This is a genomic window from Thalassovita litoralis (genome assembly GCF_900182725.1).
GTDB classification, from domain to species: Bacteria; Pseudomonadota; Alphaproteobacteria; order Rhodobacterales; family Rhodobacteraceae; genus Thalassobius; species Thalassobius litoralis.
This window is the reverse complement of record NZ_FXTO01000001.1, coordinates 295473-314566: the sequence shown is the minus strand read 5'-3', so window position 1 is coordinate 314566 and position 19094 is coordinate 295473. Positions and strand designations below refer to the sequence as shown.

Annotated in this window: 19 protein-coding genes; 6 read left to right on the top strand and 13 right to left on the bottom strand. The window is 60.7% G+C overall.

The window, feature by feature from the left end; all coding sequences use genetic code 11:
* Nucleotides 1–487 precede the first annotated feature (487 nt).
* Entirely contained in the window at nucleotides 488–1075 is a 588-nt protein-coding gene (locus FN828_RS01510; RefSeq protein WP_185958900.1) for a LytTR family DNA-binding domain-containing protein, read from the top strand.
* 35 nt (nucleotides 1076–1110) lie between these two features.
* Here the strand turns inward: FN828_RS01510 and FN828_RS01505 are convergent, their stop codons facing one another.
* Entirely contained in the window at nucleotides 1111–1770 is a 660-nt protein-coding gene (locus FN828_RS01505) for a ZinT family metal-binding protein (RefSeq protein ID WP_142491609.1), read from the bottom strand.
* A gap of 271 nt (nucleotides 1771–2041) precedes the next feature.
* Entirely contained in the window at nucleotides 2042–2728 is a 687-nt protein-coding gene (locus FN828_RS01500; RefSeq protein ID WP_142491608.1) for a response regulator transcription factor, read from the bottom strand.
* 160 nt (nucleotides 2729–2888) lie between these two features.
* On the opposite strand from FN828_RS01500, the gene ribA reads away from it, so the two are divergent.
* Both ribA and FN828_RS01490 read left to right on the top strand, forming a co-directional pair.
* A complete protein-coding gene (gene ribA, locus FN828_RS01495; protein ID WP_142491607.1) occupies nucleotides 2889–3980 on the top strand; it encodes a GTP cyclohydrolase II in 1092 nt (363 codons plus the stop codon).
* Nucleotides 3977–4477 (top strand): L,D-transpeptidase family protein, encoded by a 501-nt coding sequence (locus tag FN828_RS01490; protein ID WP_142491606.1) that lies wholly within the window; start codon nucleotides 3977–3979, stop codon nucleotides 4475–4477. Before ribA ends, FN828_RS01490 begins: the two co-directional genes overlap by 4 nt.
* Nucleotides 4478–4551: 74 nt before the next feature.
* Here FN828_RS01490 and lpxK read toward each other — a convergent pair whose 3' ends face one another.
* From lpxK to FN828_RS01460, 6 genes are all read right to left on the bottom strand, one after another.
* The gene (lpxK, locus tag FN828_RS01485) at nucleotides 4552–5544 is read right to left on the bottom strand and encodes a tetraacyldisaccharide 4'-kinase (protein WP_142491605.1); all 993 of its coding nucleotides are present in this window, start codon (nucleotides 5542–5544) and stop codon (nucleotides 4552–4554) included.
* Nucleotides 5544–6761 carry a 3-deoxy-D-manno-octulosonic acid transferase gene (locus tag FN828_RS01480; RefSeq protein WP_142491604.1) on the bottom strand — a complete coding sequence of 406 codons (1218 nt, stop codon included), beginning with the start codon at nucleotides 6759–6761 and terminating at the stop codon, nucleotides 5544–5546. The genes lpxK and FN828_RS01480 overlap by 1 nt, the downstream gene beginning before the upstream one ends.
* A 162-nt stretch (nucleotides 6762–6923) precedes the next feature.
* Entirely contained in the window at nucleotides 6924–7313 is a 390-nt protein-coding gene (locus tag FN828_RS01475; RefSeq protein WP_142491603.1) for a rhodanese-like domain-containing protein, read from the bottom strand.
* A 69-nt stretch (nucleotides 7314–7382) separates the two neighbouring features.
* Nucleotides 7383–8171: an inositol monophosphatase family protein gene (locus FN828_RS01470; protein WP_142491602.1), complete on the bottom strand. Its 789-nt coding sequence runs from the start codon at nucleotides 8169–8171 to the stop codon at nucleotides 7383–7385.
* Entirely contained in the window at nucleotides 8158–9504 is a 1347-nt protein-coding gene (locus FN828_RS01465; protein WP_142491601.1) for a TldD/PmbA family protein, read from the bottom strand. The genes FN828_RS01470 and FN828_RS01465 overlap by 14 nt, the downstream gene beginning before the upstream one ends.
* A gap of 141 nt (nucleotides 9505–9645) precedes the next feature.
* The gene (locus FN828_RS01460) at nucleotides 9646–11166 is read right to left on the bottom strand and encodes a DUF2125 domain-containing protein (RefSeq protein WP_142491600.1); all 1521 of its coding nucleotides are present in this window, start codon (nucleotides 11164–11166) and stop codon (nucleotides 9646–9648) included.
* A 120-nt stretch (nucleotides 11167–11286) separates the two neighbouring features.
* Between FN828_RS01460 and FN828_RS01455 the strand changes: the two genes are divergently transcribed.
* The gene (locus tag FN828_RS01455) at nucleotides 11287–12039 is read left to right on the top strand and encodes an SDR family oxidoreductase (protein ID WP_142491599.1); all 753 of its coding nucleotides are present in this window, start codon (nucleotides 11287–11289) and stop codon (nucleotides 12037–12039) included.
* Nucleotides 12036–12641, top strand: a complete 606-nt coding sequence (locus FN828_RS01450; RefSeq protein ID WP_142491598.1) for an enoyl-CoA hydratase/isomerase family protein — start codon at nucleotides 12036–12038, stop codon at nucleotides 12639–12641. Before FN828_RS01455 ends, FN828_RS01450 begins: the two co-directional genes overlap by 4 nt.
* Before the next feature lie 139 nt (nucleotides 12642–12780).
* Here the strand turns inward: FN828_RS01450 and FN828_RS01445 are convergent, their stop codons facing one another.
* A complete protein-coding gene (locus FN828_RS01445; protein ID WP_142491597.1) occupies nucleotides 12781–13074 on the bottom strand; it encodes an HNH endonuclease family protein in 294 nt (97 codons plus the stop codon).
* 11 nt (nucleotides 13075–13085) lie between these two features.
* On the opposite strand from FN828_RS01445, the gene FN828_RS01440 reads away from it, so the two are divergent.
* The gene (locus tag FN828_RS01440; protein ID WP_142491596.1) at nucleotides 13086–14273 is read left to right on the top strand and encodes a TIGR03862 family flavoprotein; all 1188 of its coding nucleotides are present in this window, start codon (nucleotides 13086–13088) and stop codon (nucleotides 14271–14273) included.
* Nucleotides 14274–14361: 88 nt separating this feature from the next.
* On the opposite strand, the gene FN828_RS01435 is transcribed toward FN828_RS01440, so the two are convergent.
* The 4 genes from FN828_RS01435 to leuS all read right to left on the bottom strand — a co-directional run bounded on the left by FN828_RS01435 (nucleotide 14362) and on the right by leuS (nucleotide 19074).
* Nucleotides 14362–14946 carry a glutathione S-transferase family protein gene (locus FN828_RS01435; protein WP_142491595.1) on the bottom strand — a complete coding sequence of 195 codons (585 nt, stop codon included), beginning with the start codon at nucleotides 14944–14946 and terminating at the stop codon, nucleotides 14362–14364.
* A gap of 93 nt (nucleotides 14947–15039) precedes the next feature.
* Entirely contained in the window at nucleotides 15040–16047 is a 1008-nt protein-coding gene (holA, locus tag FN828_RS01430; RefSeq protein ID WP_142491594.1) for a DNA polymerase III subunit delta, read from the bottom strand.
* Entirely contained in the window at nucleotides 16044–16535 is a 492-nt protein-coding gene (gene lptE, locus FN828_RS01425; RefSeq protein WP_142491593.1) for an LPS assembly lipoprotein LptE, read from the bottom strand. The genes holA and lptE overlap by 4 nt, the downstream gene beginning before the upstream one ends.
* Nucleotides 16522–19074, bottom strand: a complete 2553-nt coding sequence (leuS, locus tag FN828_RS01420) for a leucine--tRNA ligase (RefSeq protein ID WP_142491592.1) — start codon at nucleotides 19072–19074, stop codon at nucleotides 16522–16524. Before leuS ends, lptE begins: the two co-directional genes overlap by 14 nt.
* Nucleotides 19075–19094 lie beyond the last annotated feature (20 nt).

Sequence of the window (19094 nt, the reverse complement as noted above, 5' to 3'; positions counted from 1 at the left end):
GCCGAATACCCGCTGCCGTTGGGCCGCGGGTATTCTATCCGACACAGACTGCACTCAATAACGTCGGTCAGCAGCTACGCATCTGGGACATGCACTTGCCGACCACCACGGGGACCGTTATCTTCGTCGGGTGATTTATTCTGTTTTCGCACCCCTGTTCGGTAAAGCCGCAAGTCATGAAATGCGGATAATTGCCACGAATGGCAGGTCGTTTCACGTTAGTTTCAAAGGCGTTGCAAAAGTTGCATGTTCCCGCCTTATGTTTTTGACGTTGCTGCTGTTTAGCCTAATGTTATCGCTGTTCAGCCAACCGCTGCATCATGTGATTTTGCCTATTGTCCCACGCGTCACATATTGGCTTGGCTCGCTTTATCTGGTGAATTTTTTTTGGGTGCTGCAATTCCGTATGCTTGCAGGGCTGAACTTTACCTCTCGCCGCAGGATTCCCGCCCATTCAGGGGTTATGTGCTTTTGCGGATTAGCGGCGATGCTATGGCTGACCTATTGGTTTGGCCTGTGGCTGGGGATTGGCAAACCGCTTGCGGCCCATGTGATCTGGGCCGAAGTGTTGCGCTATACGGTCATGGCCGTGATGATGGATGTCTTTATATCGGCGATGGTTCTGCCGGGGTTCCGATATGTCCGGTTCGACAGGTTGCGCCCACACGACACCCCGGCACCGCTTCCCCCAGCCGACACCCCGGAACCGCCTTTGGCGGTCACACCGGAAAAGCCGCGTATCAGCGATCTGACTGTGAATGGTCGGCGCATTCCGCTAAATGCGCTGCGTTATATGAAATCCGTGGAACATTATGTGGAATTTGTGCTGGATACCGAGGTGCTGACAGAGCGTTGCACCCTGCGCGATCTGGTGGCGCAGACCGGGGCAGAGGATGGGATTCAGCCGCATCGGTCCTATTGGGTCAGTCGCCGCGAAATCAGCCGTCTGGGCCGCCGCGACGGGAATGCCGTTCTGATTTTAAAGGATGGAACCGAAATTCCGTTGTCCCGTCACCGTAAAACAGAAGTGGCGGCATGGTTGGATCACGCCGCCACGGATCGTTCCCAAGCCTGACCCTTTGAGCAGGATCAGGCAAGGTGCAGGTTCAGTTAATGCGCCAGCATTTCATGAACAATCTGCGCCGGGGTCAGTTCGGCAGGGTAATAGGTGGGCCAATTGGTGACTTCCTGCAACAGCGCGGCGCGGTCATTGCCCCAATACAGGTGATAATGATCCGATACTTTCGGGGCGATCTTGTGGTCGCTGAACTGGATGAATTGCGGTGCGTCCGCATCGCCGCTTTGCTTGGCAAAGATAAAGCGCACACCACGGTTGCCCTTCTTATAGGTCAGAACCTCGTATCCATCACTGGCATATTGCCCGGTTACGGTGGTTTCGCCGCTGACAAAGCTAACGCGGTCCCCGTGGATCAGGATTTGATCCACATCGGTCCGGTATCCGGTTTCGTAATACGCCCGGTATTCCGCCGCGCTTTGGGTGCCGTGCTTGGCCTTGTCCGCCATCACCGGGTCCAGTGTGCCATCCATCAGAAATGGAAAGACCGATTGCCAATCCCCGGCCCAATCCGACAGGGGGCGGTTTTGGATTTGGTGATCTTCAAAATACCCTTTGTAGATTTCAGCCTGATTGGGTTCTGCGTGTTGGTGCGCGTGATCATGGGCCTTGGATTTATCTTCGGCCAGTGCGGGCTGCGCCATCAGCATTGTTGCCGCCAACAGTTTACCCAGCACAAGGGATGATTGTTTCATAAGCCTGTCCTTCCTTTATCGCGTGGCACGGGTGAGGCGCCTTTACGAATCATTATGTTATAACGTAACGAGTTTGACTTACTGAAACCGGGCCTGCCTGACAATCGTAATCACACGGGGGGAATCACATGGGCGGTATCACGCAAAAAAAGACCCAGGCAAAAACCTGGGTCAGTCCAACAGGGAGGTGCATATGATAAACCGCATATGCGACGGTATACAAAGAGCCTTAAAGATTCGTTTTAGAACTCTCTTTGATCTGGCTCAAGTCTCAGGCAACCAGTTTATACCCACCGCTTTCTGTCACCAACAGGCGCGCATTGGACGGATCGGGTTCGATCTTTTGGCGCAGGCGATAGATATGCGTTTCCAGCGTATGCGTCGTGACCCCGGCGTTATAGCCCCATACCTCGTGCAGCAGCACATCGCGCGGAACCACGCCTTCGGTCGACCGATACAGGAATTTCAGGATGTTGGTTTCCTTCTCGGTCAGGCGGATTTTCTTTTCATCCTCTGTCACCAACATTTTCATCGCCGGGCGGAAACTGTACGGCCCCAACTGGAATACGGCGTCTTCGGATTGTTCATGCTGGCGCAACTGCGCCCGGATGCGGGCCAGCAGAACCGGGAATTTGAACGGTTTGGTTACATAGTCGTTCGCGCCAGCATCCAGCCCCAGAATAGTATCCGCGTCGGTGTCGTGGCCGGTCAGCATCAGGATGGGGCTTTTGACCCCCTGCTTGCGCATCAGGCGGCACAGTTCACGCCCATCGGTGTCGGGCAGGCCCACGTCCAGAATGACCAGATCATACAGGCCTTCTTTGGCTTTTTTCATCGCCTCGGACCCGTTCCCGGCTTCGAACACGTCGAAATCCTCGGTCATGATCAATTGCTCGCTCAGCGCCTCGCGCAGGTCTTCGTCATCGTCGACAAGCAGAATTTTCTTGAGTTGTCCCATGATTGGGCCTCCTTCGTTCATGACAAAAACATGAGGTCACGCTTTCGTTCCCGCAAGTTATAGGGGAAAACTCTCACGGCCTCGTGTTTATCGCGGGGGAAATGTTTCAAATCACATGAAAAAGACGTACATGTTCGGGAAAACAGGCGGATAGTGGCACATGAGTTTTGCCCCAGATGTAACAGAAATCCTGGCTCGGGCGCGGGCTGACCTGCGAATGGGTGTCCCCGTGGTGCTGTCAGGGCCGCAAAACGGGGCGCTGGTGATGGCAGCCGAAACGCTGGAACCGCAGCGATTGGCCGATTTGCGGGCGCTGGGCGGTGAACCCGTTTTGGCGATTACCGCGCGCCGCGCTGAAACACTGAAGGCGCGGGCCTATGATGGCGATGTCGCCCGCGTGATCCTGCCGCCCGATGTGGCGCTGGGCTGGATCATGGGCGTGGCCGATCCGGCTGACGATCTGATGAAACCGATGAAAGGGCCGCTGAACAGCCAGCGCGACGGCGGGGCCGATTTGCATCGGCTTGCGATCAATCTGGCGAAATCGGCGCATCTGCTGCCCGCCGCTGTACTTCTGGCCCTGCCTGATCCGGCGGGTTTTGCCGTGGAAAACGCGCTGACATTGGTAAATGCCGCGCTGGCTGCGCCGTTGTTGGCTGCCTCGCCCATTCCGCATCCGGTGGTCAGCGCCCGCTTGCCGGTCGAAGCGCATGAAAAGGGACGCCTGCACATCTTCCGCCCCGAAGACGGCGGCGAAGAACATTACGCCTTTGAAATCGGATCGCCCCCGCGTGACAAACCCGTGCTGGCGCGGCTGCATTCCGCCTGTTTCACCGGCGATGTCATGGGGTCGCTGAAATGCGATTGCGGCCCGCAATTGCGCGGCGCATTAGCCCAGATGGGCGAAGAAGGCGCTGGCGTGCTGTTGTATCTGAACCAAGAAGGCCGGGGCATCGGGTTGGCCAATAAAATGCGAGCCTATTCCTTGCAGGATCAGGGGTTCGACACGGTCGAGGCCAATCACCGTCTGGGGTTCGAGGATGACGAACGCGATTTCAAACTGGGTGCGCAAATCCTGAAATCTATGGGGTTCAAATCGGTGCGTTTGCTGACGAACAACCCGCGCAAGATTGCCATGATGGAAAAGAACGGTGTTACCGTCACCGAACGCGTGCCGCTGAAAGTAGGGGAAACCCATCACAATCGCGGCTATCTGGCGACGAAGGCCAAAAAATCCGGCCACCTGCTATGAACGCGGCCGATCTGGTCCTGATGCCCACCCATGTGCGGTTCCTGAACCGTCGGTTTCCCCGCAGCATCGGGCGGGGTGGGATCGTGGATGCCGCAGCCAAACGCGAAGGCGACGGTGCCACCCCGCGCGGGGTGCATTGTGTCGTCGGTATGCTGTATCGCGCGGACAGGATCACCCCGCCGAATGACTGGGCGCGACCCATCGGCCCGAATGATCTGTGGTCCGACGCGCCGGATGATCCTGCATATAACCATCTGGTTCATGCGCCCTATGGCCCAAGCCATGAAACCCTGCGCCGGGCCGATCCGATGTATGATCTGATCCTTGTGACCGATTGGAATTACCCGGATGCAACACCGGGCAAAGGATCGGCGATCTTTGTGCATCAATGGCGGCGTCCGGGCTGGCCCACGGCGGGATGCGTGGCCTTTCGCCGGGATCATCTGCGCTTTATCGCGGAACGCCTGACCCCGCACAGCCGTTTGATCATTCGATAACGCGTTTCGAAATCTTGCAAAGATTTCGGCTCGCTTTCTTTGTAAGAAAGCGGCATCCGTCCGAACGGTTCACGTTATTGCACAAGTGGCCGCAGCAGTGCGTTCAGGGTGTCTGCCTGATCCACCTGCAACCGCACGGGCAGGGTGATCACCTTTTGCTGGAAGCTGGAAGGCAGGCGCACCGCGTCCTTTTCGGTTGTCACCAATTGCGCCCCGCGCAGTTTGGCCTCGGTTTCCAAGCGGTTCAGCAGCGCGGGCGTCAGGTCTTGGTGATCGTCCAGTGCCTCGGCCCGGATTACGTTTGCCCCTAACCCGCGCAGCGTGCGAAAAAATTTCTCGGGGTGGCCGATCCCGGCAAAGGCCAGAAACGGGGTGTCGGTCCAGTCCATCCCGGTTTCCAGCGGTGCCAGATGGCCGGTCAGATGCGGCAGGTTCAGCGCCTTGCCCCAGATGGCGGCGAAACTTGCCTGTGCTTCGGCATCACCAATGGACAGCACCAGATTGGCCCGTTGCAGCCCCACCGGCACGGGTTCGCGCAGCGGTCCGGCGGGCATACAGCGTCCGTTGCCAAACCCCTTGGCGGCATCCACGACGATGACAGACAGATCTTTGACCAAAGACGGATTTTGAAACCCGTCATCCATCACGATCACACTGGCCCCCATCTGTTCCGCCAGCCGCGCCCCTGCGGCGCGATCCTTGGCGACGATCACCGGGCCAAACGCCGCCATCAACAGCGGTTCATCGCCAACATCGGCGGCGCTGTGCTTGCGGGGATCTACCTCGACCGGGCCGTTTAGCGATCCGCCATAGCCGCGCGAGACCACGCAGGGCACTGCGCCCATCCCCTGCAACCGCGCGACCAGATCAATCGTGGTGGGGGTTTTCCCGGTGCCGCCTGCGTTCAGGTTGCCCACGCAAATCACCGGCACCCCGGCGCGATAGCCGTCCCCGCCAGCCAGCCGCCGCCGCGTTGCTGCCGCGTAAAGCGCACCCAGCGGGGCCAATAGCCGCGCCGCCCATCCGGGCCTGTCCGGCGTTCTGTACCAAAAACGGGGCGGTTGCATTACATCGCGTCCTTCAGGTCCAATATATCCTGCACCAGCGTCATCAGCCGGTCGGTGGCTTCTGCCCCTTCCGAGGATACCTCCCACGCGGCATGGGCCATGATGGCGGCCTGATCGGGGGCCGACAAGCGGGTAATCGCCCCAGACAGCGTTTCTGCATCCCGCACGATCCGCGCGGCCCCGGCCCCGGCCAGCCGCGAATAGGCAGGCAAATAGCGGCTGACATTCGGACCATACAAAATGGCTGATCCCAGCGCCGCCGGTTCCCACGGATCGCGCCCGCCATGCCCGGATGTCAGGGATGACCCCATAAATGTGATCGGGGCCAGTCGATACCACAGCCCCATTTCACCCCGCGTATCCGCTAGCAAAATCTGTGTGGTTTCTTCGGGGGTGTCGCCATGTGACCAGACCGCGATGCGCCAGCCTTCGTCTTCCAGCCGGGCCTGAAAATTCGGGCCGCGGGTTTCGTCATCCGGCACGATAATCAGCAATTGCCGGTGTGAATACCGCAGCGAAGCCCGATGCGCCCGCAGGATGGTATCCAGTTCTTCGGGTTGAACCATCGCTGCCAGCCACAAAGAGCGCCCCGCCAGCGTTTCAGCCAGATCATCGCGGGTTTCCTCGTCGCAGGGCAGGGCGGTTGCCGCCTCTTGCAGCCGTCCTGTGATGGCAATGCGCGATGTGGCCACCCCCAGTTTGCGCATACGTTGCGCGGCGGCGGCATCGCTGGCCATGATCTGATCGAACAGCGCCAAAACCTGACGGTTGACATCGGGCAGCCACGGCAGGCGGCCTGCGTCAAATCCATCTTCTTCGGCATCCACCAGAAACATCGGCACCCCAGCGCGGGATGTACCGTGGATCAGCGCCGGTTGCAGTTGCCCGCCCGTCCACAGCAGCAAGTCGGGCCGCCAATGAGACAGAAAACGGCGAATATCGCTGATCGCTTCCTCTGGGTTGTGCTGCCAGATCACGTGGGATTTCATATGATCAGGGCGGGGGACATCCTGCGGGGTGGTCAGCAATAAGGTAAATTCCACGCCCTGCGCCTGCAATCTTTGGGCCAGTTGCAACAGCGCCGCCGCCTTGGACAGGGTCGAGGCATGACCCCAGATCACATGTCCCTGTGGTCGGTCGCAGGGGAACTGCACCGGGCTGCGTGGGGCGCGTCGCGCCAGTGCCAGATAGGCGGCCAAGCCAAGTGATCGCGCCATATCTGCGGGTTAGCCCTGTTTTGCTTTTGGCTGGCACTGGGCCGTGGGGAATTGGGTCACGCGGGCGCTCCTGTCACAACAAGGGCCAAGTTTACGCCCGACTGGGTGACGCTGCAAGGCGGCGAACCGCCCTGCATTTTGGCATGTCCGGTGTTGGCGCGTTTATTTCTGTTCGCGCTGCATGACCGGATGACCGGCCCGCCGGTAATCGCCAAACCCACCCCGCAGGCTGGCGCTGCGCAAGCCCATCACCTGTGCGACCTGTGCCGCCAGCAAAGACCGCCACCCCGAGGCACAGTAGAACACAAATTCTTTATCCTCGGCGAAATAGGGTTTGTGATAGGGGCTGTCCGGGTCGATCCAGAATTCCAGCATCCCGCGTGGGGCGTGCCGTGCGCCGGGGATCATCCCATCGCGTTCCAGCTCTCGCGGGTCGCGGATATCGACCAGAACGACATTTGGATTATCCTGCAACGCCGGTGCATCGGCGGTTTCGTATGATTTTACTTCGGCGTCGGCATTCGCCAACAAATCTTTGTAGCCCAAGGCCATATGCGCATCCTCCCTCGCGTCCGGAGGGCAGGGTAACGGGGCTTTCGGTTGGATGGAAGGGGGTGGGTGTCAATCAGGCCATTGTGCTAAGCGCGCGGTCAGGTCTGCGTGCAGCGCGGGGGCCGCTGCGACCACGCCTTTGACTTGTGGGTGGGCATTGTTGAATCGCAGCGGATGGCCGCGTTTGTCGCTGGTGGTTGCGCCCGCTTCGCGCAGGATCAGATCGCCTGCTGCGATGTCCCATTCCCAACTGTCGCGCAGGGTCATCATCGCGTCATAGCGCCCTTCGGCAACCAGTGACAGCCGATAGGCCAAAGATGGCCGGAATGTCCGCTTCACATCCGGCACCCGACCGCCCCGCCAATTTGACGGGTCGAAATTCGGCTTGGCAGCGATGACTGTCGCGCCTGTCAGATCGGTGCGCCCTGATGCCCCGATCCGTGCGCCGTTCAGGAACGCGCCCGCGCCTGCTGCTGCTGTATACAGCTTGTCCTTTAGCGGCAGATATATCGCCGCTGCCGTGACCACGCCGTTTTCCGCAATCGCCAGCGAATGCGCCCATGTATCCGCGCCTTCGATAAAGCTGCGGGTGCCGTCGATCGGATCCACGATAAACACCCGTTCCCGGCGCAGGCGGGCGGGGTCATCCTCGGTTTCTTCGGACAGCCAGCCATAGGCGGGCCGGGCCTGCCCCAGCACCTGATGCAGCATGGTGTTCACTGCCAGATCGGCCTCTGTCACCGGGCCTTGGTCGCCCGGTTTGTGCCACATCTTTGCGGTTTTGCCGGAATAGCGCGTGGCCACCCGGCCCGCTTCGCGGGCGGCTTCGGTCAACAGCGTCAGATCAGTTACCGGCAAGTGTCATCCCTTCGATCAGCAGCGAAGGCACGACCCGCGACAAATGTGTGCGGGCATCGTTGGCGGGGATGATCCGGCGCAACATATCGCGCAGATTTCCCGCGATGGTGCATTCATTCACGGGATACTGGATTTCGCCATCCTCCACCCAGAATCCCGCGGCCCCCCGCGAATAATCGCCGGTGTTGGGGTTGATGGTGGCCCCGATCATTGATGTGACCAACAGCCCGGTTCCCATGTCGCGCAACAGATCGGCCCGTGTGGCCGCGCCCTGCGTCAGTGCTACGTTCCAGACCGTAGGCGACGGCGGGGCCGATGTCCCCCGCGCTGCGTTTCCGGTCGATGGCATCCCCAGCTTGCGCCCGGTTGCCAAATCCAGCGTCCAGCCGGTCAGCACGCCCCGGTCCACAATCGCCCGGCGCTGCGTTGGCAGCCCTTCGGCATCGAACGGACGGGACGCGGATACCCGCACCCGATGCGGGTCTTCGATCAGCGACAGCGTGTCGGGCAAGACCTGCTGCCCCAGCCCGTCCAGCAACCACGACGATCCGCGCGCTATCGCGCTGCCGTTGATTGCTGCCAGTAAATGCCCGATCAAAGACGACGAAATCCGTTCATCGAACAGCACCGGATAGCTGCCGGTTTTCGGTTTGCGGGCGCCCAGCCGTGCCACGGCCCGTTCCCCGGCGCTTTGGCCTACATCCTGCGGGCTGCGCAGATCGGATTGGAAAATCCGCGTATCGCCATCGTAATCACGTTCCATCCCGGTGCCTTCCCCGGCAATGGCAACGCAGCTTACGGCGCGGTCGGTGCGGGCATAGCCGCCGGAAAACCCGTTCGACGTGGCGATATGGATCGCCCGCTGCCCATAGGCCGCGCTGGCGGCGCTGACGTTGGTCACACCCGTCACGGCCAGGGCGGCTGCCTCGGCCTGTTGGGCATCTTGTTGCAGCGCGGCAGGGTCGGGTTCTGCCGTAGGGTCGGCCAGTTGCAGCGCGTCAATGTCCCAATCTTTCGCGTACTGCGCCGGGTCGGCCAGCCCGATATGCGGGTCTTCGGGGGCTTCGCGGGCCATCGCCACCGCGCGTTCTGCCATTTCGCGCAACGTATCCGCGCGGGTGTCCGAGGCCGATACATTCGCCTGCCGCTGCCCCACAAATACCCGCAGGCCAATATCCGTGCCTTCGGACCGTTCCGCCTGTTCCAGCGCCCCGTTACGCACGTCGATGGAAACCGATGTTCCCGTCACGGCAATGGCGTCGGCGGCATCCGCGCCAGCCTTGCGGGCGGCATCAATCAGGGCGTGGGTCAGGGCGTCAAGGGAATGTGTCATGCGGTGCCGTTCATTATTCATCTGTCCCGAAAGGGTTTCTTTCAGGTAATCGCGCCACAGCCCCGGCGCAAGCGCAAGGCCCGGAATGGCGCAAAAAGGGCCGCAAGCTGTCCTGCCTGCGGCCCTGTGCATTTGAAGCGCTTATTTCAGGCGCTGCCCGTTGGCCAGCACATGCCCCTGTTCGTTCACTTCGATGGTCGAGTTCAGCGTGTCTTCGCCCTCGCCCGGAATGGCGAACAGACCCATCATCATCCGGGCGCCCATTGCCTGATCTTCGGGGACGAAGCCCATTGCCACCAGTTTATCCAGCAGACCGTTGCCGCCCACCAGTTTCAGGTTCAGTGCCCCTTGGGGGCGGGGCATTCCGTCAAAACTGGTCAGGTCGGTGTTGTCAAAGGTGAACGCACCCGCGCCGGTCAGTTCCGCACCCGCTGCCCGGACGGTCAGCCCGTTGATGCTGGCGGCGTGGATTTCCCCCGGTGCCGCTGCGCCTATTTCGGCCATTTGTTTTTCGTCCAGCAGATCCTTGGTCAGCTTCACCTGCCCCGTCACGTCAAAGGCCACGGTGGCCGGATCGCGCGGCAATTGCCCGGTCGGGTCAAAAATGCCCCACAGCATATCGGCCATCGTGAAATCGCCCAGCGTCACGGAGACCTGGAAATCCTGCAAATCATCGCCGGACATCAGCGGCATCATCAGCTTGAACCCGGCCTGTGCCATGTCAAACGACACTGGCAGCGGAATATCGGATCCCATCAGGTTCACGCTGCTGCCCTGAGCCATCACGTCATAGATCAACTGACCGGCTGACATGGCAACGCGGATCGCCCCGCCGGTGGAACTGGTGTTGGCGGTGAACTGTTCGTCCTTGCCCTTGAATTCGATCTGGTTGGCACCGCCCGCATAGGTGAAATTGCCATCAAAGGACATTCCCGCCTTCAGCGCGGCGGGCAAATCGGCCATCTCGGCCCCTTCTGGCATGGCAGAGCTACCGCCACCTTTCAGATCTTTCAGACTGCCCTTCATGAACATGTGTTCGCCCGTTCCCTTGGGGTCGTTCACGTCCAGAATGTAATCCAGCGTTCCGGTGGCAAAGCTTTGTTGGGCATTGATCACCGCACCTTTTTGCGCGGTGGAGCTGCCGCTGATGTTGGTCATGGTCATCTGAACCGGCCCGCCCAGATCAATGGCTTTGCCGTCCACCACCAGCCCGGCCAGAACCAGCGCCGCGCTGTCCGCCGAATAGGTAAAGGTCAGGTTGTCGGGGCTGCCAGACGCCACCGCCAGCAATCCCTGCGTGTCATAGTTGACGGTGGCATCCACCACCTTTTCATCCTTGGGGGCAACGTGAATGCGTACCGGCATTGTCGCAGGCATCATAATCTGCACTGTACCATCGCCAGCTTCCCGGAATTCCATTCCGTCCAGCGTGACGTCTACCGTGCCTTCGTTTTCGGGCAGGTCGATATGCAGCTTGATATTCGACAGCGCCAGCACCCCGCCCGACGCAGCTTCGTCCGCGCTGATCTGATAGCCGAATTGCACCATCTGGTCCCGCCAGTTGGTCCAGACATCGCTGGCCGTCACATCGGCAAAACCCGCCGATCCCGTCATACAAATCGCCAGCGCGGCGGATGTTTTCAATGCAGTCCAATGTTTCATAATGAACCCTTCCTTGGAAATTTCCCGTAGCTTCTGACCATTACCTGCCGTGGTCAAGGGTCAAGCCGCTGGACCACGCCGCACCGGCAGTTTACCACAGACGCAGGAAGCGGAGGTAACATGACAGAGTTTCAGGGAAAAACGGTTCTGATCACCGGCGCCAGCCGGGGGATTGGGGAATCTGCGGCGCGGTTGTTCGCTAAGGCCGGGGCAAATGTGGCGCTGATGGCGCGCTCGGGGGATCGCATTCGCAATATCGCGGCGGAAATCGGGGCCAATGCGATGACGATCACCGGCGACGTCAGCAAATGGGGCGATGTGGAGCGCGCGGTTCAGGCCTGTGTCCAAAGCTTCGGCGGGCTGGATATTCTGATCAACAACGCCGGTGTGATCGAACCGATTTCCCCGCTGATCAGCGCCGATCCCGCCGGTTGGGGTGCAGCGATGGACATCAACCTGAAAGGCCCGTTTTACGGCATTCGTGCAGCGGCCCCGGTGATGAAAGCCGCAGGCGGCGGCACGATTATCACCATCAGTTCCGGTGCCGCGCATAACCCGCTGGAAGGCTGGAGCCACTATTGCAGCGGCAAGGCGGGGGCGTCGATGCTGACCCGCTGCGCGGATCTGGAACTGCGCGGCGCGGGGCTGCGGATCATGGGGCTGTCGCCGGGGACTGTCGCCACCCAGATGCAGCGCGAAATCAAGGCCAGCGGCATCAATCCGGTATCGACCCTGAACTGGGAAGATCACATTCCCGCCGACTGGCCCGCCCGCTGCCTGATGTGGATGTGCGGCCCCGCCGGGGACACCCTGCGCGGGCAAGAGGTATCGCTGCGCGACGAAGAGGTTCGTAAACAGGTGGGGTTGGTATGATTGATCTGGAAAAAGATGGCGGCCTGTGGATCGTCACCATCAACCGCCCGGACAAGGCGAATTCGCTGACCTCGGGGATGCTGGAGCGCCTGTGCGAGATTTTTGAAAGCGCGACCGAGGCGCGGGCGGTGATCCTGACCGGCACGGGCCGGGTGTTCAGCGCCGGTGCCGATCTGGACGAAGCGCGCGCCGGGCTGGCCGTATCGCCGCTGTGGGAACGTCTGTCCAGCGCTGTTGCGGCACTGCCGGGGCTGACCATCGCGGCGCTGAATGGCACGCTTGCGGGGGGATCGAACGGCATGGTGCTGGCTTGCGATATCCGTCTGGCGGTTCCGGGGGCGAAATTCTTTTATCCGGTGATGAAGCTGGGCTATCTGCCGCAACCGTCTGACCCGGTTCGCATGGCCGCGTTGATTGGCCCGTCACGGACCAAACTGATCCTGATGGGCGGTCAGAAAATCCCGGTCGAGGAAGCGCTGTCCTTCGGTCTGGTGGATCGCGTGATCGAGGGCGATGTGGTGGCCGCGGCACGGGAAATCGCGGCTGATACCTTGGCTGCGAAATCCGAAATCGCTGCGGGGATCAAGGACATGTGCCGCTGATCGGCAAGGGTGGTTTGATCCGAATGTGTGCGCTGTCGCGCATACAGGCTGTCTTGGCTTGACGGCCTCGGGGTGGTGGGGGCGTTGCCCCCGTCGCCTTTGGCGACTCCCCCAGGATATTTTGCCAAGAAAGAACCGATCAGCGTTTGCGCCGGGGGCCGGGGGTTTTGGATTGAAACCCCGGCGGACGTTTCGCAATCCAGCCAATAAATTTCGCCAGCCGGGGGTGGTGGCGCAGGGCGTCTATCGTGTGATAGCTGCGGGCCAGTTCGGCCTCGGTCAGGGTGGCGTGGATTTCGTTATGGCAGATTTGGTGTAACAGAACCGCCGGGCCACCCTTGCCGCCTTTGAGTTTTGGGACAAGGTGGTGCAGGCTTTGTTTTGCGTCTGGCGGGATCGGGCGCAGGCACAGGGGGCAGATCGGATCGGACATAAGGGGGCATGATGGCCGCTGAACGCGCAAAAGCAAGGGCCGTGGTGATCGGCGCAGGCCCGGCGGGGTTGATGGCGGCAGATGTGTTATCGGCTGCCGGTCATGCCGTGCTTCTGGCTGATGCGAAACCATCGGTCGCGCGGAAATTCCTGATGGCGGGTAAATCCGGCCTGAACCTGACCAAGGACGAACCGTTCGACGTTTTCCTGTTCGCCTATGCCGAGGCCGCGCCCATGCTGCGCCCGATGTTGGAACAATTCGGCCCCCAACAGGTGCAGGGTTGGGCCGAGGCGCTGGGGCAGCAGATGTTCACGGGATCGTCCGGGCGAGTGTTTCCGGTGGCGATGAAGGCCTCTCCGTTGTTGCGGGCGTGGTTGGCGCGTTTGGTCGCGCAAGGGGTGGAAATGCGCACCCGCTGGCGTTGGACCGGGGGCTTGCAGTCCCCCCGATTTGCCACGCCCCAAGGTGAAATGATGCCTGCCGCTGATGTCGTGGTGTTGGCGTGTGGCGGTGCAAGCTGGGCCAGACTGGGGTCAGATGGGGACTGGGCCTGTTACATGGCACCGGATCAGATTGCCCCGTTTCAGCCCGCCAATATGGGGTTTCATGTTGCGTGGTCGGCACATATGCAGCCGCATTTCGGACAGCCGGTGAAAAACGTGATCCTGTCCGCCGGGCCTGACCAGATTCGCGCTGAGTTCGTGCTGTCCCATCGCGGCGTCGAAGGGGGAGGTATCTATGCCGTGTCCCGTGCCCTGCGTGATGGGGCTATGCTGACAGTGGACTTGATGCCGGACCTGACCACGGATCAGATTCGCAGCCGTCTGGCCAATGCCCCGCGCAAACAATCGCTGTCCAATCGCCTGCGCAAAGTGCTGCGCGATCCGGTGAAACAAGCACTGGTGATGGAATGCGCCCGCCCGCTGCCCGATGATCCCGCCCCGCTGCTGAAGGCGTTGCCGCTGCCGCTGACAAGCCCCTATCCACTGGACGAGGCGATCTCGACCGCCGGGGGGCTGCGCTTTGCGGCTTTGGATGACGGGTTAATGCTGAAAACCCACCCCGGCGTTTTTGCTGCGGGGGAAATGCTGGATTGGGAAGCGCCCACAGGCGGCTATCTTCTGACGGCCTGTCTTGCCACCGGCAAATGGGCTGGCGAAAGCGCGTCTCGCTTCCTCACCACCCCTGCTTCTTTCTGATTACAAGTACTTCGGGGGGAGGCACCGATAGGTGACGGGGGGCAGCGCCCCCCAACCCGCCCGCCGCAGGCGATCCCATTCAGGGGGATTAATTCGCTACGGCCCGCTTGAACGCGTCCCGTCCGCGCATTTCCTTGGCATAGGCCAGCAGGCGTTCGTCCTCGATGGGGAATTTGGCGGAAAATGCCCAGTTCAGGCAATGCGTGGCGATGATGTCCGCGATGGTCATCTTGTCCCCCATCAGGAACGGCCCTTTGATGCAATTCGCCAGACGGGCGGAATTGCGGGCGAATTCCCATTTCAGGCTGTCCTTCACGGCGGGAACGCGCTTGTCTTCGGGCAGGGCAAAGGTATGCCGCGCGCCGGTCCACAGCACCGCGTCCAGTTCATCCAGCACCATATGCGTCAACCCATCCTGTTTGGCGCGTTCCACGGTGCCTGCCGGGTAGGTCAGTCCGCCGTGCTTATCCGCCAGATAGGTCAGGATTGCGGTGGAATCGGTCAGGATCGTGTCGCCATCTTTCAGTGCGGGGATTTTGCCGGATGGGTTGCAGGCCAGTGCCTCGGGGGTATGGGGTTTTACCTTGATCTGCTCATAGGGCAGGCCCAGTTCTTCCAGCATCCATGTCACGCGGAAGGCGCGGCTTTGGGTGTCGCCGATAACTTGATACATTCTCTCACTCCCTGTTTGCGCGAAATGCGCAGGTCTCCGGCGGACAGAAAACCGCAAGACCGTAGGAAATACCAGAGGAACGTAAGGGAGAATTTATTTGCGGCTCAGCATGGCCAGTCGGATCAGCATCCGTTCCACCAGCGCCATCGCGGGGGCGTTTTGCCCGGCGGATCGCAGCAGCAAATCCGTATCGGTCAACATTGTCAGCGCGGTTTCCAGCTTGGCCGGTCCCCAGTTTTGTGCCTGCCGGGTGGTCCGCTCTTTTTGCTTGTAATTACCGGGGATGAACACCCGCCCCCCCGGATTGGCGGCTACGGCAAACAATGTGCGGAAATGCCGGGTGGCCCCGATACACAGGGATACCGCATTGGCCCCCTGTGCCTGCATTTTTTTCAGCATCGGGTCCAATTCGCCCGCGCGACCTTCGGCCACGATATTCATCAGGCCATCCAGCGCGGCCTCGGTCGAGGCGGGGGCGCAGGCCGTGATATCCGCCGCTGTGACCGGCGTATCGTCGCCGCGTTTGTACAGGCTTAGCTTTTCCAGCGTTTGCCGGAAATCGCCGGGCGGCAGGTCACGCCCCAAATCCAGCAGGTCTTGTAATGCGCCATTTGCCAGTTGGCCCAATCCGGCCTTGGCCAGATCGGCCTCGATCTCTTCGCGGGTGGGGGGATCGTCATACAGCCCGGCGGCAAAGGCACCGGGATGGGATTCGAACGCTTTGCGCAGCTTTGATGTGGGTTTCAAATCCCCGCCCGTCACGATGATCTGTGCATCCCCTGCCGCCCAGTCCCCCAAGGCGGTCAGAACCGCCTGTGCCACGGTATCGTTGGCGTCTTCGACAAAGGCGACGCGGGGGCCGGGAAAGAACGAAATTGCCTTGATGGCATCCAGCAGCATCGCCGGGTCTTTGCGCAGATCGCCCGCCGCGATGCGGGTCAGGCGCATTTCTTCTTCGCCTGCGGGGCCGATCAGGGCGGCGATGACTTCTTGCCGCTTCAATGCAATGCGCATCGTATCCTTGCCGTAGATCAGCAACCCGGCTTTGCCCGGATCGGGCTTGGCGAAATAGCGTGCGGCTTCGCGGCCTGCCAGTTTCATTCCGGCAAATCCACAGAGGCCGCGATCAGCCGTGTGACAATTTGATCGGACAGGATCACCGCCAGTCGTTCCCGCGCATCCCGTTCCGATGCCAGTGTCGCCACCGTGCTGGAGGTGGTGGAATATCCGGTAAAGCTGTTCACCTTGCCGCTGGTCAGCACCTTTTCCGTCGCTACATCGCGCAGGGTATAGGCGACGCTGCCCACGATATTGAACCGCGAGGTGATGTTATCGCCGGAAACCGCCATCCGTTCTTCGATGAAGCTCAGAGTATAGCCCAGTTCGTACCGCCCGGTCAGCGTGCGGCCCAACCGGGTTTCCAGATTTTGAACCAGCAATTGTTCATCCCGGTTTTCCGGCGCGTCCACGGTGATCTGGCCCAGCAGCTTTCGGGCGGGGCCAGATGGGCCATAGGCAGGGGTAAAACCACAGCCCGACAGGGCTGCGGCGATTGCTATCAAAAAGGTTCGGCGGTCAGACAACCACATTCACGATACGCCCCGGCACGACAATCAGCTTTTTCGGTTGGCCCCCATCCAGGGCCTTCACCACAGCATCATGCGCCAGAACCAGCTTTTCAACCTCTTCCTTGGTCATATCTTTGGGTACGCTGATTTCCGCGCGGCGTTTGCCGTTGATCTGGATCGGCAGCGTGACGGTGTCATCGACCAGCATCGCCTCGTCCGCCTGCGGCCATGCGGCGCTGGCGATCAGCCCGTCGCCGCCCAGCATTTCCCAGATTTCTTCGGACAGGTGGGGGGTCATCGGGGACATCAGTTGGGCCAGCACCTTGGCGGCTTGCGCTTTGGCGTCCTTGCCCGCCTTGGATTTCGCCAAAGTGTTGGTGAAGGCATACAGCTTTGCGATGGATGCGTTGAAGCCAAAGCTTTCCACGCCGCCTGTAACGTCGTGGATACATTTGTGCATTGCGCGCAGTAGGGCTTCGTCCTCGGACGGGTTGGGGGAAATGGGGCTGTCGGCAATATCTGCCGCAATCCGGTACACCCGCGCCAAGTGTTTCGCGGCTGCTTCGGCCCCGGCGGCGGTCCATTCCACATCCCGTTCGGGCGGGCTGTCGGACAGCACGAACCAGCGGGCGGTATCCGCGCCGTATTGCTGGATGATCTGGACCGGGTCCACCACGTTGTTCTTGGATTTGGACATCTTGGCCGAGGGCACAATGGTTACTTCGGTTCCATCTTTCAGGAAGCCCTTGCCGTCGCGCAGCTCTACCTCCTCGGGGTAGTGATAGACCGGGCGGCCATCTTCGCCGGTCGTTTTGTAAATCGCATGAGTCACCATGCCTTGCGTGAACAGGGCGTTGAACGGTTCCTTGGATTTCTCGGGCAGGTGGCCGCAGATGTTCATCGCGCGGGCAAAGAAGCGTGAATACAGCAGGTGCAGAATCGCATGTTCGATGCCACCGATATACTGATCCACGTTCATCCAGTAATCCGCATCTTCCATCACCGTGGGCGTGTCTGCCCGCGGCGCGGTGAAGCGGGCGAAATACCATGACGAATCCACGAACGTGTCCATCGTGTCGGTTTCGCGCTGCGCCGGGGCGCCGCATTTCGGACAGGTGCAGTTGCGCCATGTCGGGTGACGGTCCAGCGGGTTGCCCGGCACGTCAAAGGTGACATCGTCAGGCAGGCGAACCGGCAGGTTTTCTTTCTTTTCGGGCACCACGCCGCAGGTGTCGCAATGCACCACGGGGATCGGACAGCCCCAATAGCGTTGACGCGACAGGCCCCAGTCGCGCAGGCGGAATTTGGTCACGCCTTGGCCCACACCGTTCGATTCGCAGAAATCGACAGCGGTGTTCACAGCGTCGTCGCCGGTTTGCACCTCGTCCCCTGCGAACCCGCGCACATAGCGGACTTTTTCGGTTTTCAACGGCACATAGGCTTCGGTCAGCGTGGTTTCGTCATCGCCTTCGGCCACGAAAACCGGGGTGATTGGCAGGCTGTATTTGGTGGCGAAATCGAAATCGCGCTGATCATGCGCCGGGCAGCCGAAAATCGCGCCTGTGCCGTAATCCATCAGGATGAAGTTGGCGATATAGACGGGCAGCTCCCACGACGTATCGAACGGATGGCGCACGCGCAATCCGGTGTCAAAGCCCAGCTTTTCAGCGGTTTCAATGGCTTCGGCGGTGGTGCCGCCTTTGCGGGCCTCGGCACAGAAGGCGGCCACGTCTTCGCGCTCACGTTCCAACTGTTTTGCCAGCGGGTGATCGGGGGAAATCCCCACGAAAGACGCGCCCATCAGCGTGTCGGGGCGGGTCGTGTATACCTCGATCCGGTCCACCGGGCCGTCAATCACGCTGAACGCAAACTGCAAGCCGCGCGATTTCCCGATCCAGTTGGCCTGCATCAGCTTTACCTTGGCGGGCCAGTCATCCAGCCCGTCCAGCGCATCCAGCAATTCCTCGGAAAAGTCGCTGATCTTGAAGAACCATTGCGTCAGTTCACGCCGTTCCACATCCGCGCCCGAGCGCCAGCCCTTGCCGTCGATCACCTGTTCGTTGGCCAGCACGGTCATATCCACCGGGTCCCAGTTGACCACGGCGTTTTTGCGATACACCAAGCCCTGTTCGATAAAGTCGATGAACATGGATTGTTGTTGGCCGTAATATTCAGGGTCGCAGGTGGCGAACATCCGGGTCCAGTCCAGCGCGAACCCCAGCGGTTTCATCTGGCCGACCATCGTGTCGATGTTGTTATAGGTCCATTCCTTAGGGTGGCCGCCGGATGCCATCGCCGCGTTTTCCGCAGGCATCCCGAAGGCGTCAAACCCCATCGGGTGTAGCACATTATGCCCGGTTGCCCGTTTATACCGCGCGATCACGTCGCCCATCGTGTAGTTGCGCACGTGGCCGATATGGATACGGCCCGACGGATAGGGGAACATTTCCAGCACGTAATATTTCGGCTTATCCGCGCTGCGCACGGCCTTGAAGATTTCGGCCGTGTCCCAGGCCTCTTGCCATTTGGCTTCGATTTCGCCGGCAGAATAGCGCGTCATGACGGGCTGCCCCTTCGCTT